Annotated in this window: 10 protein-coding genes and 1 pseudogene; 8 read left to right on the forward strand and 3 right to left on the reverse strand. The window is 54.2% G+C overall.

Translation table 11 applies throughout. The features are described 5' to 3' along the window. Positions 1-6: 6 nt before the first annotated feature. Positions 7-2136: pseudogene (locus K5621_RS12445) on the reverse strand (FAD-dependent oxidoreductase); the annotation flags it as partial. Positions 2137-3113: 977 nt separating this feature from the next. On the opposite strand from K5621_RS12445, the gene K5621_RS12450 reads away from it, so the two are divergent. Both K5621_RS12450 and K5621_RS12455 read left to right on the forward strand, forming a co-directional pair. After that, positions 3114-3887 (forward strand): MCP four helix bundle domain-containing protein, encoded by a 774-nt coding sequence (locus K5621_RS12450; protein WP_221049387.1) that lies wholly within the window; start codon positions 3114-3116, stop codon positions 3885-3887. Further along, positions 3884-4729, forward strand: coding sequence for a methyl-accepting chemotaxis protein (locus K5621_RS12455; RefSeq protein ID WP_221049388.1), 846 nt, complete (start codon positions 3884-3886; stop codon positions 4727-4729). The genes K5621_RS12450 and K5621_RS12455 overlap by 4 nt, the downstream gene beginning before the upstream one ends. Positions 4730-5096: 367 nt before the next feature. Here the strand turns inward: K5621_RS12455 and fadJ are convergent, their stop codons facing one another. Together fadJ and fadI are read right to left on the reverse strand one after the other, a co-directional pair. Next, the gene (gene fadJ / locus K5621_RS12460; RefSeq protein ID WP_221049389.1) at positions 5097-7235 is read right to left on the reverse strand and encodes a fatty acid oxidation complex subunit alpha FadJ; all 2139 of its coding nucleotides are present in this window, start codon (positions 7233-7235) and stop codon (positions 5097-5099) included. A 6-nt stretch (positions 7236-7241) separates the two neighbouring features. Beyond that, positions 7242-8552 carry an acetyl-CoA C-acyltransferase FadI gene (fadI, locus tag K5621_RS12465; protein ID WP_044734713.1) on the reverse strand — a complete coding sequence of 437 codons (1311 nt, stop codon included), beginning with the start codon at positions 8550-8552 and terminating at the stop codon, positions 7242-7244. 243 nt (positions 8553-8795) lie between these two features. On the opposite strand from fadI, the gene K5621_RS12470 reads away from it, so the two are divergent. Genes K5621_RS12470 through K5621_RS12495 form a run of 6 tightly spaced genes read left to right on the forward strand, consistent with a single transcriptional unit; the run spans position 8796 to position 15822 of the window. Continuing rightward, the gene (locus tag K5621_RS12470) at positions 8796-9752 is read left to right on the forward strand and encodes an AAA family ATPase (RefSeq protein WP_221049390.1); all 957 of its coding nucleotides are present in this window, start codon (positions 8796-8798) and stop codon (positions 9750-9752) included. Beyond that, positions 9752-10696, forward strand: a complete 945-nt coding sequence (locus K5621_RS12475) for a DUF58 domain-containing protein (RefSeq protein ID WP_039032829.1) — start codon at positions 9752-9754, stop codon at positions 10694-10696. The genes K5621_RS12470 and K5621_RS12475 overlap by 1 nt, the downstream gene beginning before the upstream one ends. Beyond that, positions 10693-11196 (forward strand): DUF4381 domain-containing protein, encoded by a 504-nt coding sequence (locus K5621_RS12480; protein ID WP_221049391.1) that lies wholly within the window; start codon positions 10693-10695, stop codon positions 11194-11196. The genes K5621_RS12475 and K5621_RS12480 overlap by 4 nt, the downstream gene beginning before the upstream one ends. Then, positions 11190-12179, forward strand: a complete 990-nt coding sequence (locus K5621_RS12485; protein ID WP_221049392.1) for a vWA domain-containing protein — start codon at positions 11190-11192, stop codon at positions 12177-12179. The genes K5621_RS12480 and K5621_RS12485 overlap by 7 nt, the downstream gene beginning before the upstream one ends. Continuing rightward, positions 12176-14209 (forward strand): vWA domain-containing protein, encoded by a 2034-nt coding sequence (locus tag K5621_RS12490; protein ID WP_221049393.1) that lies wholly within the window; start codon positions 12176-12178, stop codon positions 14207-14209. The genes K5621_RS12485 and K5621_RS12490 overlap by 4 nt, the downstream gene beginning before the upstream one ends. Continuing rightward, entirely contained in the window at positions 14203-15822 is a 1620-nt protein-coding gene (locus K5621_RS12495; protein WP_221049394.1) for a BatD family protein, read from the forward strand. The genes K5621_RS12490 and K5621_RS12495 overlap by 7 nt, the downstream gene beginning before the upstream one ends. The last annotated feature ends 395 nt before the right edge of the window (positions 15823-16217 follow it).

Raw genomic sequence — 16217 nt, forward strand, 5'->3', positions numbered from 1 at the left:
GTTATAACGCTTATCGGTTTTGTAGACCAGGGCTCCGGTCGGACAAACCTGCACACACTGGCCACATTGCACACATTCACTGTCAGCCATGGAAACGCTGAAACCGGCCCTTGGAGCGCAGCGCAGCGCCTCTTCTCCCGCAGGCAAGGCACTGTAATGATCGGGAGTAAAACGAATGACATTATGCCCATGGCTATGGCAGGCGCTGATGCAGGCTCCGCAGCTAATACAACGGTTGGCATCAAAAGTGATAAGCGGAGCCGAATCATCTATAACAAAACGTCTGGCATGACTTATGTCCAGTTGCGTTTCTTTGATCTTGTACTCGGTGGCATAGTGCCGCAATTTGCAATCCTTGTTGGACTGACAGGCGCATTCCAAACAACGGGCCGCTTCCCGCAATGCCTGTTCTTGGCTAAATCCCAACTCGACCTCGGCAAAACTCTGTAGCCGTTCTGCAGCAGGCAATTCAGCCATTTTAACTCTGGGTTCTACCTTTGAGGCAGGATAAAGCGACTTGTCCAACATGCGGGTCTTGGCAGCCTTGCGAGCGTTAAAAGCCCGTGGGCTCAGGGCGCATGTTAGACCCGAGGACAATTGGCGACTGATCGCTTCAGCCGCACGCCGCCCATCGGCTATGGCCGCCACGGCAGTAGCCGGGCCACGGCGAGAATCCCCAATCACGAATAACTTGTCAATACCGGCAGACATGGTGTGGTCGCAACCGGAAATAGTATTCCAACGTGTCAATGTCAGTTGACCAGAGGCAAGCTGATTTTTAGGTGTATCCAGGAAAGACAGATCGGTTTGTTGTGATACTGCAGCGATAACGGTATCAAAGTCCTCAGTAAACTGCTCACCGCTGGCAATGACACTTTGACGCCCCGATGCATCGGGTTCACTGAGTAGCATCTTGTCAAAAGTGACGGCCCGTACCCGGCCATGCTCATCGGCGTGATTGCATGCCGGATTAGCCAAGAAGTGAAATTTAACCCCTTCCTCTTCGGCGGCATGCACCTCGTGCGGCTCTGCTGGCATGCTGGCTTTGGTACGACGATAAATCAGAGTGACATCAGCCCCCTCGCGCACGGCAGTACGGGCACAATCTATGGCCGTATTCCCTCCACCGATAACGGCCACCTTATTGCCTGTTGTCAGTCTCTTGTCCGTACAATAGTCGCGCAGATAGTCGACCCCGAGGAAGCATCCCGCCAAATCGCTACCCGGATAGTTCATCTCCACCGCTTTTTGGGCACCTATGGCCAAGCAGATAGCGTCATGGGTTTGAGCCAGTTCATCCAGATGAATATCTCTTCCCAGACGACATCCTGTCACTATCTCCAAACCATTACACTGAAGGAGTTCTATCTCTTTATCCAAAATGGCTTTAGGGAGACGATACTCAGGGATACCGTATCTCAACCAACCACCGGCCTGGGGAGCCTCGTCATAAATGGTAACATTATGTCCTTGATTGGAAAGAAAATAGCCAGCTGTCAATCCCGCGGGGCCGGCTCCAATGATAGCGACTTTCTTGCCCGTATCCGGAAGGCGTTCCGGGACATAACTTTCCATATCAGCCAAATCCAGATCGGCAGCATGACGTTTGAGTTGTCGAATAGCCACGGGCTCATCGATCAATGAGCGGCGACACTCGGCTTCACAAAATGCCGGACATACCCGGCCAATAGACAGAGGCATGGGCAAGGTTTGTTTGATAACCTTCACCGCCTCGGTGTGATTCCCCTGAGCTAAGTGGTAAAGATACTGCTGAACATCCACTCCCGCAGGACAAGCCTGTTGGCATGGAGCTTCACAGTCGGCAAAATGATCCTGTAACAGGTATTTAAGCGCTTGCTGCCGCTGCTCACTCAGAAAAGCAGAATGGGTAACAACCTCCATTCCCTGCTGAGCCAGCGTTTCACAAGCCCGCAGACACTGACGCTCAGATGGTGGTGAGCCGGCAAGACACACCTCCACTACACAAATATTGCAGTGATGTTCAAACTCAGTATTTAACCTGCTACCTATATTGCAAAGACTGGGAATATGAACCCCATTCTCTGTTGCTATTTCCAGAAGTGTTTTATTTTCTTCCGTTGAGATGAGAGTACCATCGAGTTGGATTTCTATCATGACATTGCTCGAAACTAAAGTACCCGGAAATTCATTACCATGTGTTCTAAGAATGTTTATTCGACCGGGCTAATATGATGGACGTTAATTATACATCCTGGATCCAAGCATCCCATTCGGTACACTAAACTTTGTCCGTTAAATATTAATCGAGTCACACTTTTATTCACAAATAACTTAAATTTTGAGCATTATTTAATCACATCCTTGTTGTAAAAAACAACAAGCACAGCAATGACTAATATTTTAAGGTGAAATTTAGTATCAACTTAGGAAAGCCGCAAAGAGTAACAACCCAATCAAATTATTGTATTTCATTATTGCTTTAAAAATAGAAAAGTAATCAGACCAATATTTATAAAACATAAAAACAACCAAAACACATTAAAAATAGGTAATCGCCAGCAAAAAGAAAACGGAATCAACACCCGACACAAAACCATCAATCAAATAGCGATGATCGCAACAATCATTAATTATTATTCATTAATCCATTGCTAACGCCATTTTCATCTATAGTTAATAACTAAAGCACAATAACCAGTATGAAAGTGAATACAAAATTCTCAGTTTCACCATAATTGTGACAAATGTCATTCCCAAAAGTGGCATCTTAAAAGATAATATTTAATGTGCGTGAAAGCATGTCTCTTGATTTAGTGTAAATTTGTCGCGCCATGGATGGCTACTACCTGTAAATATCCATCATACTAAAAATTTAGTGGCAACATTCACCAAAAAAAAAAATTTGAAGAATATAAATAGATTTAGAACAAACTCGACATAGTAAACACCTGTCGGAACCGTTATGCATCCTTTAAGATACATAATACTTTTCGACTGTCTGTTTTTTATTTTCCGTTTGTAATCCCTATCATTCTAAAGTGACTTAATAATATAAAGTCACCGTTTTAACAAATAAAACAAAAAGGTTTAACTATGAGTCTCAGACACCTGACAATAGGTAAAAACTGGCTATGGCATTTTCCCTTTTTGGGGCAATATTGCTCTTTATGGGAATGTTTTCGCTCTACCTGTTTAACCAGATGAATGACGCCGTAATCGAAATCACTGATGCCAACATTCCCAGCATGAACATCGCCAATGATATTCGTAGTCAGGTGACCGATTTTCGCCGCTATGAACTGGGGTATTTCTTGATTTTGGACGATCCCGAGACAGCTCAACAATACAATGGCGTGATGATAAAACAGGCACAAACGCTCAAGAAACTGTTTCATGAATACAGCAAGAATCTCTTCAACCAAGAGGAAACTGACGCTTATACTGCGATTGTCAAACATTGGGATGAATATCATGAGTTTCACAACCGCGTAGCCGACTTACTGGACAGTGGTCGGATCCCCGAAGCACAACAGTTATTTTTAACTCAGGGTCCGAAGAAATTTGCCTTGATTGTTGATAATGTTGAAAAATTGGTCAAAATCAATCACGGATTTGCCGATACCGGCAAGGCAAACGCAGAAAACCACTTCAACTCGGCAACATTTAGCATTATCAGTATCACCATAGCTGCATTGCTGCTGGTGTTTTTTTTTGCCACCATTCTCACCCGCCAGATCCGTAATCCACTCACCATGCTGGTCAACCAGGCCCGGGCCATTTCCGAAGGTAAGCTCGGCCATGGAGAACTCTGTGACTGGATTGAAAACGGTCGCATCAACAACGACGAAACCGGGCAACTGGCCCTGGCCATTCGTGAAATGAAAGAAGGCCTGAAAAACTGGTGACAGAGATCTCCTCCTCTGTTGAGCAACTGGGCTCGGCCGTAGCGGAAATGAGCGCCATTTCCGAGCAATCGGCCCAGGGTATGTCACAGCAACAAAACGAAATCGATCAAGTGGCAACGGCCATGAATCAGATGCAATCGACCCTGCAGGACGTCGGCCGTAACACTACCGAAGCCGCCAATGCCGCCAATCATGCCATGAATGCCGCCCAGGAAGGCACAGGCATAGTACAGCAGACAGTTACCAGTATAGATACGGTTGCCGACAAACTGGATTCAGCATCTAATGTTGTGCAACAGCTGGAGCAGGACAGCCATAACATCAGCATGGTGCTGGACGTGATCCGCGGCATTGCCGACCAAACCAACCTATTGGCGTTGAATGCCGCCATTGAGGCCGCCAGAGCCGGTGAGCAGGGACGTGGCTTTGCCGTAGTCTCTGACGAGGTGCGCACTCTGGCGCAGCGTACACAGACTTCGACCGAAGAGATCAGCAAGACCATCGAAATGTTGCAGGCTCGCACGGCTGAAGCCGGTGAAGCGATGCAGATCAGTCGAGCGCAGATGCAAGACTCCTTGGAACTGGTAAGCAAGGCCGGTGAAAGCATCGTCAGTATCAACGAGGCGGTGAACACTATTACCGATATGAGTAATCAGATTGCCAGCGCCACCGAGGAGCAAAACGTGGTGGCCGAGGATCTCAACCGTAACCTGAGCACCATCCAGATGGTTTCCGAGGAAAATACCCAAGGAACCCAGCATACGGCAGCCACCTGTCAGGATCTTAACCGCTTGGCATCCGATCTGATGGAAACCACCCGTCGATTCGATCTGGGACAATAATATAGCGTGTCACTCTCAACGGGCGGGTCTACAGGCCCGCCTCGTTATTCTTATTTGAACCAATAAAAGCGCAGCGAAATAGGCAATATTCGCCTATTTCGTTGAGTTTCCCCGGTACTCGAATCACCCATAACCCGGTATTTTCCCGTTTCAATTTGCCGATATCACGTCCTATCCCCGGTTGTGACAGTTAAAAAAAACGCCCCGGTGATTTACAGCCTTACCGGGGCGTTTGGTTGGAGGGTTGCGGCCTGAGGCCGCTTTACAGTAAAGCAGCGCTGTTATTCGAAGCGCTGTAACTCAAAGCACTGTTATTCAAAGTGCTGTTACTCAAAGGCGATTCGAAGAACAGCCATTCCAATCAGTGTCAGTCGAAGAAGCGTCGCCCTTCGGCAGCCATGGTCTTGAGCAATTCGCTCGGGGCGAATCTGTCGCCGAAACGGCTCTGGAAGCGTTCCAGCTTGGCCAGCAACTGATCGGCGCCCATGGTGTCTATATAGTGGAAAGGCCCACCGAGGAAAGGCGGGAAGCCAATGCCGAAGATGGCGCCAATATCACCATCGCGGGCAGAGGCTATGATGCCCTCTTCCAGACACCGCACCGCTTCATTGAGCATCTGCACCACACAGCGCTCTGCCAGGTTGGCATTTTCGGCGCCAACACCCGGCGCTATCCCCAGCACTTGATAAACGCTCTTGTCCACTTCCTTCTTCTTGCCGGCTTTAGGACCGTAGAGATAGAAGCCCTTGGCATTCTTGCGCCCCTTGCGGTCATCGGAGAGCAGCTTATCGAAAGCAGAGGGGGCAGCGAAACGCTCACCCAACTCTTTTTCGAGTATCGGCGAAATCTTGGCGCCCACATCGATACCCACTTCATCGAGCAGAGTGATAGGGCCGACCGGGAAACCAAACTTCACCAGCGCCTTATCCAGGCTCTCGACACTGTTGCCCTCAAGCAGCAGCTGCGCCGCTTCATTCATATAGAGCGCCAGGATACGGTTAACATAGAAACCGGCGCCGTCTTTCACCACTATCGGTGTCTTGCCCTGTTTGCGGGCAAAGGCCACTGTGGTGGCTATCGTCTGGGGCGAGGTCTTGTCGTGGGCAATCACTTCCACCAGCGGCATCTTCTCTACCGGCGAGAAGTAATGCAGGCCGATGACGTTTTCCGGTCTGGCGGCGGCTTCGGCAATCTGACCTATGGGCAGAGACGAGGTGTTGGAAGCAAAAATAGTGTGTTCACCGCATTCGCGCTCGATATCCCGCACCATTTGATGCTTGAGATTGAGATCCTCAAATACCGCCTCGACCACTATGTCGGCATCCTTTACCCCAACATAGTCTGTAGTCGTCGTCATCAAGGCCATCTGCTTATCGCGCACTGCCGGGGTCATATGCCGACGCTTGACGCCCTTATCCAGTAACTTATAGGCATAGCCCAGCGCATTGCTGAGTCCCTGCTCACTGATATCCTTGACCCGCACCGGAATTTTGGCCTTGGTGGTGGTCACTGAGGCGATACCGCCGCCCATCAGGCCTCCGCCGAGCACTACGGCCTTGTGAACCGGACTGGGCTCAGCACCTTCGGCGCCGGTTTCCTTTTTCATTTCTGTGGTGGCAAAGAAGATGGAGCGCAGCGCCGCCGACTCGGGCGTCATCACCAGCTCGCCGAAATGGCGCGCCTCTGTGGCCAAACCTGCCTCTATCCCCTGGCTCATCCCTACTCGCACACAGTCGATGATCTTGTCCGGCGCCGGATAGTTACCCTGGGTTTTTCTGGCAACCTGTTTACGGGCCTGATCAAAGATGATTTTCTGCCCAAAGCCGTTGCTTTCGAGCAACTTGTTCATCATAGGTTTATTATTTTTGCCTTTACCGCGCTTGGCTTTGCCGGCCAATGCCAGTTCAACCGCCGCCTCCAGCAGAATCGACTTGGGCACCACATCGTCCACCAGCCCCATCTTCAGCGCCTGCTTGGGGCGAACCTGTTTACCGGTAAGCATCATATCCAGCGCTGTGGTGATCCCCACCAGGCGTGGCAGACGCTGGGTTCCACCACCGCCCGGCAGCAGACCGAGCTGAACTTCCGGCACCCCCAACATGGTTTTCTTGTCGTCACTGCACAGCCGCAGATGACAAGCCAGTGCCAGCTCGAGGCCGCCACCGAGACAGGCGCCGTGAATGGCTGCCACCACGGGGATCTTCAGCCCTTCCAGTTCGGCAAACACCTTATGCCCTGAGCTCGACAGCTCGCGGGCATCGGCGGCGCTTTGACAGGCATCGAGCATGGAGATATCTGCGCCGGCCACGAAGGAGTCGGGCTTGCCTGAGATGATCACCAAGCCCTTGATACTGCTGTCTGTTTTGATTTCGCTCAGCAAGGCACTGATCTCAGGGCCGAATTCGGCCTTGAGGGTATTCATGCTTTCGCCGGGTACATCCATGGAAAGAATGGCAATGCCGTCGTCGCGGCGGCTGAGGCTAAAACTCTTGTTGCTGTTTTCCATCTGCAATTACTCCACTTCCACTATCATTGCCACACCCAGACCACCGGCCGCACAGGCGGTTGTCAGACCCGTACCGCCACCGCGGCGCTTCAGTTCATTACACACTTGGGTGATCAAGCGGGTACCCGTGGCCGCAAACGGATGGCCATAGGCCAGCGAGCCGCCGAGCACGTTGAACTTGCTCATATCGATTTCACCAATGGCGCGGCTCTGACCGAGTTTTTCCTCGGCAAACTTCTTCGAGGCAAACATCTTCATATTGGCCAAAGTCTGGGCGGCAAAGGCTTCGTGCATCTCTATCAGGGTCAGATCTTCGAGCTGCATACCGGCGCGTTTCAGCGCCAGTGGCGTGGCGTAGGATGGCCCCATCAGCATGTCTTGCCAGACATCTATGGCGCTGAAAGCATAGCTCTTGATATAGCCGATGGGGGTGTAACCCAGGGCCTTGGCTCGGCCTTCACTCATCAGGATCACCGCAGAGGCGCCATCGGTCAACGGGGTACTGTTGGCGGCAGTGACACTGCCGTGCTTGCGGTCGAATACGGGTCTGAGTTTGGCGTAAGACTCAAGGGACGAGTTGTCGCGGATATTGTTGTCACGCTCGATAAAACTCTTGTAGGGCGGCACATGAGCCACCATGACTTCATCCTTGAGCTTGCCTTCGTTCCAGCTCTGGCTCGCCAGGGTATGAGAGCGGTGGGCCAGCGCGTCCTGATCGGCGCGGCTGATGCCGTGGCTCTTGGCCATCTGCTCGGCGGTTTGCCCCATGGACAGGCCGGTGGAATATTCGGCCACAGCAGGCGGCACAGGCAAGAGATCTTTAAACCCCAGACGGCGAACTATGTTCCACTTCTGTCCCAGGGTACGGGCCTTGTTGAGATCGACCAAGGCATGGGCCAACTTGCGGGACACCCCGATAGGCAGCACAGAGGAGGAATCCGAGCCCCCGGCTATGCCTATTTCGATATTGCCCGTCATGATCGACTCGGCAATATTGACAGTGGACTGAAAACTGGTGGCACAGGCACGGGTAACACTATAGGCATCTGTGTGCAAATTCATGCCGGTACCCAGGACAATTTCACGGGCAATATTGGGCGCGGCCGGCATCTGTACGACCTGGCCGTAGACAAGCTGCTCAATCAGCTTGGGGTCCAATTCACTGCGACTGAGCAGCTCATTGACCACCATCTTGCCCATATCCAGCGCCGACACGCCGTGAAACGCCGTCGCCTGTTTGGCAAACGGGGTACGCAAACCGGCCACTATGGCAATCCGCTCGCCCCTGGCATTGGTTACCTGTTGTCTGTCACTCATTTGTCACCCTCTTATTAAGCAGCGCACGCCGAAAATGGCCCTGACACTGCGCTTTATTGTTTTTCCATAAGAGACCCGTACTGCCCTAAACAGGTCTGACCATTAAAAGTGTGATCTGATTCTAACTTCTTGTTGGCCGGTTTTAAACACTTGTTTGTTTTTTTAACACTAGCCAAGAGCGCAGGGAATTCTTTACCATAACCGCTGTCTATAGTTGGGCCTTAAAATAAAACGAGTAGCATCATGCCTTTGAGTCGATTTCATGCACTGCGGACCTATCTGGATCAAGTGATCATAGGTCAGCCAATTTTGACCGAAAACCTGCTTATCGCTCTGATAGCCGATGGCCACCTGTTAGTGGAAGGACCACCGGGGCTGGCCAAGACCCGGGCCGTTAAAGCGCTGTGTGATGGCATTGAGGGCGACTTTCATCGCATTCAGTTTACCCCGGACCTGCTGCCGGCCGATTTGACCGGCACCGACATCTATCGTGCCCAAACCGCGACCTTTGAATTTGAGGCCGGGCCGATATTTCACAACCTTATTCTGGCGGATGAAATCAACCGCGCCCCGGCCAAGGTGCAGTCGGCCCTTTTGGAAGCCATGGCCGAAGGCCAGGTGACGGTGGGCAAGCACTCCTACAAGTTACCGCCGCTGTTTTTAGTGATGGCGACCCAAAACCCGCTGGAAAACGAGGGCACCTACCCGTTGCCGGAAGCCCAGCTTGACCGCTTCCTGATGCACCTGAACCTGGATTACCCGGAAGCAGACACTGAGCTTAAGATCCTGCGTTTGTCCCGCAGCGAAGCCAAGACCCACGGCATGGAGAAAGTCACTCCCATAGGCCAGCAGGAAGTATTCCTCGCCCGGGAGCAGGCGCTGGAGCTGTATCTGGCCGAGCCGCTGGAGCGTTATATTGTCGACTTGGTGATGGCGACCCGTCAGCCTCAGCGCTACAGCGACCAGCTTGCCAAGTGGCTGGAATACGGCGTCAGCCCGCGGGCGACCCAATCCATCGAGCGCTGCGCCCGCGCCCGCGCCTGGTTGTATGAACGTGACTTTGTCTCCCCTGAAGATATTCAAGCCGTGGTGCCCAATGTACTGCGTCACCGTTTGCTGCTGAGTTATCAGGCGCAGGCCGAAGGGGTCAGCCGCGATCAGGTGATTGACCATGTGCTCAATCAGGTGGCCGTTCCCTGATGAAAGCCGCAGCAACAGACTCTTCACTGCCACTGTTTGCCGACGGCCTCCACCTGTGTGAGGCCGAGCTGCTTGCCTGCCAGAATATCGCCCGCGCTCTGGGTGACAGGCAAGGAAAAGCCCGCGCGGCCATGGCCGGTCACAGAGCCAGCCTGGTCAAGGGCCGCGGCATGGAATTTGCCGAAGTGCGCCACTATCAACAGGGTGATGATGTCCGCACCATAGATTGGCGGGTCACCGCCCGCACCGGCAAGGCGCATACCAAGCTGTTTGTCGAGGAGCGTGAGCGCCCTATTCTGCTGTTGGTGGATATGAAGCACAGCCTCTATTTCGGCTCCCAGCTGTTATTGCAGTCGGTACAGGTGGCGCATCTGGCGGCGACCTTGGGCTGGAATGCCATCATGCAGGGCGACCGTCTCGGCGCGCTGGTGGTGGGCGATAGCGCCCACAGAGAGCTTAAGCCAAGAGCACGCAATCAGGGGATCCTGGCACTGATATCGGCGCTGGTGGCGGTACACAAGTCGCAGCTCGAAGCGCTGGACAGCCCCCATGAAGATGGTCAGGCGTTAATGCTCCAGGCCTGTCAGCGTCTGGCACGACTGGCCAAACCCGGCTCCCTTATCTGGATAATCACAGACGGCAACGGTTTTGGCAGCGAATGTCAGCAGGCGCTGTCGGAACTCAAACGCCACTGCGAGCTGGCGGCCTTTGTGGTAACAGATCCCATGCGCCAAGGCACACTTGAGCTGCCGCGGCAGTTTGCCCTGCCGGTACGGGAGTCGGGCCGCAGCCTGATCCTGGATCGCAGCGGTTATGATGCCTGGCTCGGTCGTCAGCGCGCCAACCTGGCGCAGTTTGATACCCTGATGCAACAACTCAAGGTCCCGGTTCGCACTCTGGATGCCGGCCGGCGCCTCAATCAACAATTGACACTGTTAAGATGAATCCCAATCAAGCCAATCCGGCGCTGAGTGCGCTCAAGGATATTCAACTACCGGCCGAGGTGCCCTTTTGGCCTCCGGCTCCCGGTATTTGGCTGCTGATGCTACTGGCCTTGTTACTGCTTGGCGCCGCGGCATTCTTTGGCTATCGGCGCCTGCAGGCAGCCAAGGCTCACAAGGCGGTGGCTCAAGCCGCCATGGCTGAACTGACGCAGCTGCAGGACCAGGACCCGGAGCTGCTATCCAAGATGAGCGCATTGTTGAAACGCACCGCCATCAGCTATGGTGAGCGTGCCCAGGTGGCCGGACTCAGCGGCAAACCCTGGGCCGAGTATCTGGATAACGCACTGCCAGCCAAGCTGCGTGGTCGCTTCGCCTCTTTGCTCGAAAATCAATACAGTGGCCAACCGAGCGCAGCCCCTGCCGAGTTGCGGGCGCTTTGTGTTTGCTGGCTCAAGCGCGCGCCGAAACACTTTGCCAAGGGAGGTAAACCAAGATGCTGACCCTCCATTGGCCCTGGTTACTGCTGCTTATTCCATTGCCGCTGCTGCTTGCCTATCGCCCCGCAGTCAACAGCGGCGGCCAACTGCAACTGCCCGGCGTCGATGCCCATGCCCGCGAGCAGCAACAAAGCAAAAGCAGAGCGCCCTTGAGTCTCTGGCTGCTGTGGTGCCTGTTGCTGCTGGCGATCGCCCGGCCACAGTGGCTCGGCGATCCCATAGAGCTGCCCACAGAGGGGCGGGACCTGATGCTGGCGGTGGATCTCTCCGGCAGTATGCAAATTGAAGACATGGTGCTCGATGGCAAGGCGGTAGACAGATTCACCCTGATCCAGAAAGTGGTCAGCGACTTTATCGAGCGCCGCGCCGGCGATCGTATCGGCCTGATATTGTTTGCCGATGCCGCCTATCTGCAGGCGCCACTGACTCAGGACAGACGCTCTGTGGCTCAGTATCTCAAGGAAGCCCAAATCGGCCTGGTGGGCAAACAGACCGCCATTGGCGATGCCATTGCCCTGGCGGTAAAACGCTTCGATAAGGTAAAAGACAGCAACCGGGTGTTGGTGCTCTTGACCGACGGCTCCAACAATGCCGGTAGCATAGTGCCGGATCAGGCCGCAGCCATTGCCGCCAAGCGCGGCATCACCATCTACACCATAGGTGTGGGCGCCGATGTGATGGAGCGTCGCACCCTGTTTGGCCGTGAGCGGGTCAACCCCTCGATGGATCTGGATGAAGCCCAGCTGCAACGGATAAGCGATGCCACCAAGGGGCGCTATTTCCGTGCCCGGAATACCGAAGAACTGGAACAGATCTATCAGGAAATCGACAAGCTGGAGCCCGTCAGCCGTGACGCCCTCAGTTACCGGCCGCAATCCGAGCTGTTTTACTGGCCGCTGGGACTTGCGCTGGCACTGAGCGTACTGCTGCAGCTGCAAAGCCTGTTGCTCAGCGTCTGGCCAAGGCCTTGGGGGAGGAAATCATGAGTTTGCACTTTATCCGTCCCGAATGGCTGTGGGCCTTAGTGCCACTGGCATTGCTGTTAGTGCTGCAAAGTCGCCGTCAAACGGGCCAATCTGACTGGGATCGTTATATTGCGCCGCATCTGGCGCCACTGCTGTTGACCCAAGGCAGCAAAAGTCGCCAAAACCGCCTGCCCTGGCTTGGTCTGGCCTGGTTGGTGGCGGTACTGGCCTTAAGCGGCCCGGCGCTCTACAAGAAACCCCTGCCGGTATTTGCCAGCAGCACAGGAAGGGTGCTGGTGATGGATATGTCTTTGTCCATGTATGCCACAGACGCCGCCCCCAACCGTTTGACCCAGGCCAGGTTCCGCGCCACGGATCTGCTGGGGCAACTCAATGAGGGGGAAACCGCGCTGCTGGCCTACGCGGGTGATGCCTTTATCATCAGCCCCTTGACCCGGGATCGCAACACCCTGCTCAATCTGTTGCCAACCCTGAGCCCGGCCATCATGCCAGTGCGCGGCTCCAATTTAACCGCGGCGCTGGAGAAAGCCAAGGAGCTGCTCAGCCAGGGCGGCCACCTGCAGGGCGATATCATCTTGATAACAGATGGCGTCGGCAGCCGTCAGCTCAACGCCGCCAGACAGGCGATTGAGGGCAGTCACTACCGCTTGGGCATTCTGGCGATAGGTTCATCCCAGGGTGCACCGATAAGGCTGCCGGATGGGCAACTGCTCAAGGACAGCCGAAATGAAGTGGTAGTACCGGCCACCGACTTTGGCATGCTCAGCGAGCTGGCGAGTGCCGGGAACGGCATTTTGGTGCCCTACAGCAACGACGGCAAGGATCTGCAAACGCTGGTGCAGTGGCTCGCCACCAGCTCGGATGCCACAGAAACAGATCTTGCCGGCGATACCTGGGTCGACCTTGGCCCCTATCTGGCATTCTTGCTGTTGTTGCCGCTGCTTTTAAGCTTTCGCAGCGGCCTGCCGGTGCTATTGCTGCCCTTGAGCCTTGGCCTGCTTGTCAGCCCATCTAGCCAGGCAAGCGGCTGGGATGACCTTTGGCAAACCCGGGATCAACAGGGTATGCAGGCATTCAAGCAAGAGGATTTTGCCACTGCCGCCGACAAGTTTGTTGACCCCGCCTGGCAAGGCAGCGCCCGCTACCGCAGCGGCGATTATCAGGGTGCGCTGCAAGCCTTCGAGCAAGATGGCAGTGCCACAGGCTTATACAACCAAGGCAATGCCCTGATGCAGCTTGGCCAATTCGAGGAGGCCGCCAAGAGATACCAAGAGGCGCTGAAAAAAGATCCCCAAATGCAGGATGCTGCTGCAAATAAGGTCTTAGCCGATGAACTGCGCGAGCAACAAAAGGCTCAACAGCAACAAGGCTCTCAGTCTGGCAACGACCAGAGTCAAGGCGGTCAGGGCAGTCAGGACAGCGCCCAAGGTGACAACAGCCAGGGCCAAAACCCAAGCAAAGAGCAAGGTCAAGACAGCCAAGCCGACCAAGGCTCAAGCAAGGACTCGCACCAGGGCTCAGATAAAGACGCTAACAAAGAGAATAGCGAGCCTTCCTCTGCCGACTCGCAGCAAAATGATGCTGACAATGCCGCCGAGAAGGACGCTGATAAGAATGCCGAAGGCGCTCAGAACCCGCAAAATGCCGAGGATAACACCGGCGCAGACTCTGAGCCTGAGATGCAGGCTGCTTTGCCGCAAGAGCAAGAGCCGCAAAATGAGTCAAGCACAGCTGCAAGTCAAAACGGTGCGGGTCAACAGGATGGCTCAGAGTCTGATGCCGACAAAGCCAACTCGGCGAGCCTTGCCGAGCAACAAGAAGGCCCAAACGATGAGCAAAGTGATGAACAGATTAAGGCACAAGTTGCCGCCTCGTCACTCGATGACACCGAGCCCCTGCCCCCCGAAATGGAGCGGGCGCTGAAGGCATTGGTAGATGACCCGGCCATTTTGCTGCGCAACAAGATGCAACTCGAGTATCAAAAACGCCGCCAGCGCGGCGAGACACCCAAGGACAATGAACAGTGGTAACTAGACTTATTCCTCTATTGCTTCTGTGCCTGCTGCCGCTCAAGGCACTGGCACTGACACAGCTTCAGGCCTCGGTCGATCGCAATCCCGTGACCGAAAGCGAGTACTTTATGCTGTCCGTGGTGGCAGATGATGAACTCGAAGCCCAGGCACTGGACACCTCGGCCCTGTTGAAAGACTTTATCGTCGGTCGCACCAGCGTCAGTCGCAGTACCCAGATCATCAATTTTGATGCCCGCAAGGAAACCCGCTGGCAAGTGATGCTGGCCCCCAAAACCACAGGTCAGGTCACTATTCCGGCCCTGAGTATCGATGGCGTCAGCAGCGATGCCATCGAATTGAAGGTGATGCCGGCCGGTAGCCGCCCGGAGGCACAAAAAAACCTGTTCCTGCGTACCAGTATCTCGGCCAAGGAGGCCTATGTCGGCCAGCTGCTCACCTACAAGGTAAAACTCTTTCTGGCCGTTGAGCTGCAGCGTGGAGTGTTGTCGGCCCCCTCTATCAGTGGCGCCCAGATAAAACAGCTCGGCGAGGATAAAGAAAGCAGTGAAATCGTCAACGGCCGCCGTTTTCGGGTGATAGAGCGCAGCTACGGCATCATAGCCGATGAGCCGGGCGAGCTGGCGATTTCCGGTGCCAACTTCTCGGGTGATGTGCTGGTCGATACCCCAAGAAGGGGCATGTTTACCTTCCAGGAAAGCCGCCCCATGCAGGCCCAGAGCGACAGCATGCTGATCAGCATCAAGCCGATCCCGGCCGAATATCACGGCGACTGGCTGGTATCGGATCTGGTGATGCTCAAAGAGGAATGGGACGACAAGCAGACTTTTGAAGTGGGCCGCCCTATTACCCGCAACCTGACACTGCTGGCATCCAATGCCGATGAAACCAGCCTGCCAGAGCTGAAACTGAGCTTGCCGGACAATCTCAAGAGCTATCCGGAAAAGGCGCAGCGCAAGACCTTTGTTCGCGACAACCAACTGGTATCTCAGCTGACCCAAACCATTGCCATAGTGCCCTCCAAGCCGGGGAGTTATACCCTGCCGGAGATCAAGGTGCCTTGGTGGAATCCGCATTTAAAGCAGCAGGAGTTCGCCCTGCTGCCGGCGCGCACTATCCAAGTAGCCCCCGCGGCCGATATGCCGCAGCCCATCATCAACCCGCCGCAGGAAGAATCAAACCTCAGCGCAGGCTTCTGGCCTTGGTTGACCGCCCTGTTTGCGTCGCTGTGGCTGGCCACCTGTGTGCTGTGGCTAAAGGCGCGCAAACAGCAAGCGATAACCGCTCCGGCAACAGTGGCGCAAGCTCAAACAAGCCAAACCCGGCCGGGATTGAGCCAGGCTTGTCAACAAGGGGACTTGAGCCGGGTGTTCCAGGCGTTGCTACTGGAACTCAGTGATATCACGGGCCATAGCGTCACACTCGATGAACTGCCTAAACTGGCACCTGAGTTGGCCGCCATCGTCGCCAAGATTCAAGCCAGCCGCTATGGCAAACAAGGCGGCGATCCCACTCAGTATTTCCCGGCGCTGCTGCAAGCCTTTGAGCGCTTCAAGAGCCAATACTCCAAGGCGGCTGATTCGACCTCAGTGCTGGCGCCGCTGAATCCTTAACAGCACGCCCCGGGCTCATCAAGCTAGTGGCTTGTTAAGCCCGGGGTAATCCCAATGAACTTCAGTGTCTGATCCGCCGCCGCGAAGCCGCGCCATGGTTAAAGCTAAAGTTATGGCTAACGTTATGGTTAGGCGGCATACCCATTGGAGGAGATGCTTATCCATTAACATCAGCTCATTCGTCCGCTATTGAACATTCGTTAAAGATAACGAGGGAGTTGCAACATAAACTAGCGCCATAGTCATGCTATCGGCCTCGCGATTGTCATCAAAAAGTTGCGAGATAAACAAAAAATATTGCTAATAGCCTTAGAGTTTTATCCGTTAATATTGCAAAACTCAGTCCAATTCATGGTTTAGACACACTTTATGCCACCGCCATTTGCCAGAATACC

The organism is Shewanella carassii (assembly GCF_019670705.1).
Taxonomy (GTDB): Bacteria; Pseudomonadota; Gammaproteobacteria; order Enterobacterales; family Shewanellaceae; genus Shewanella; species Shewanella carassii.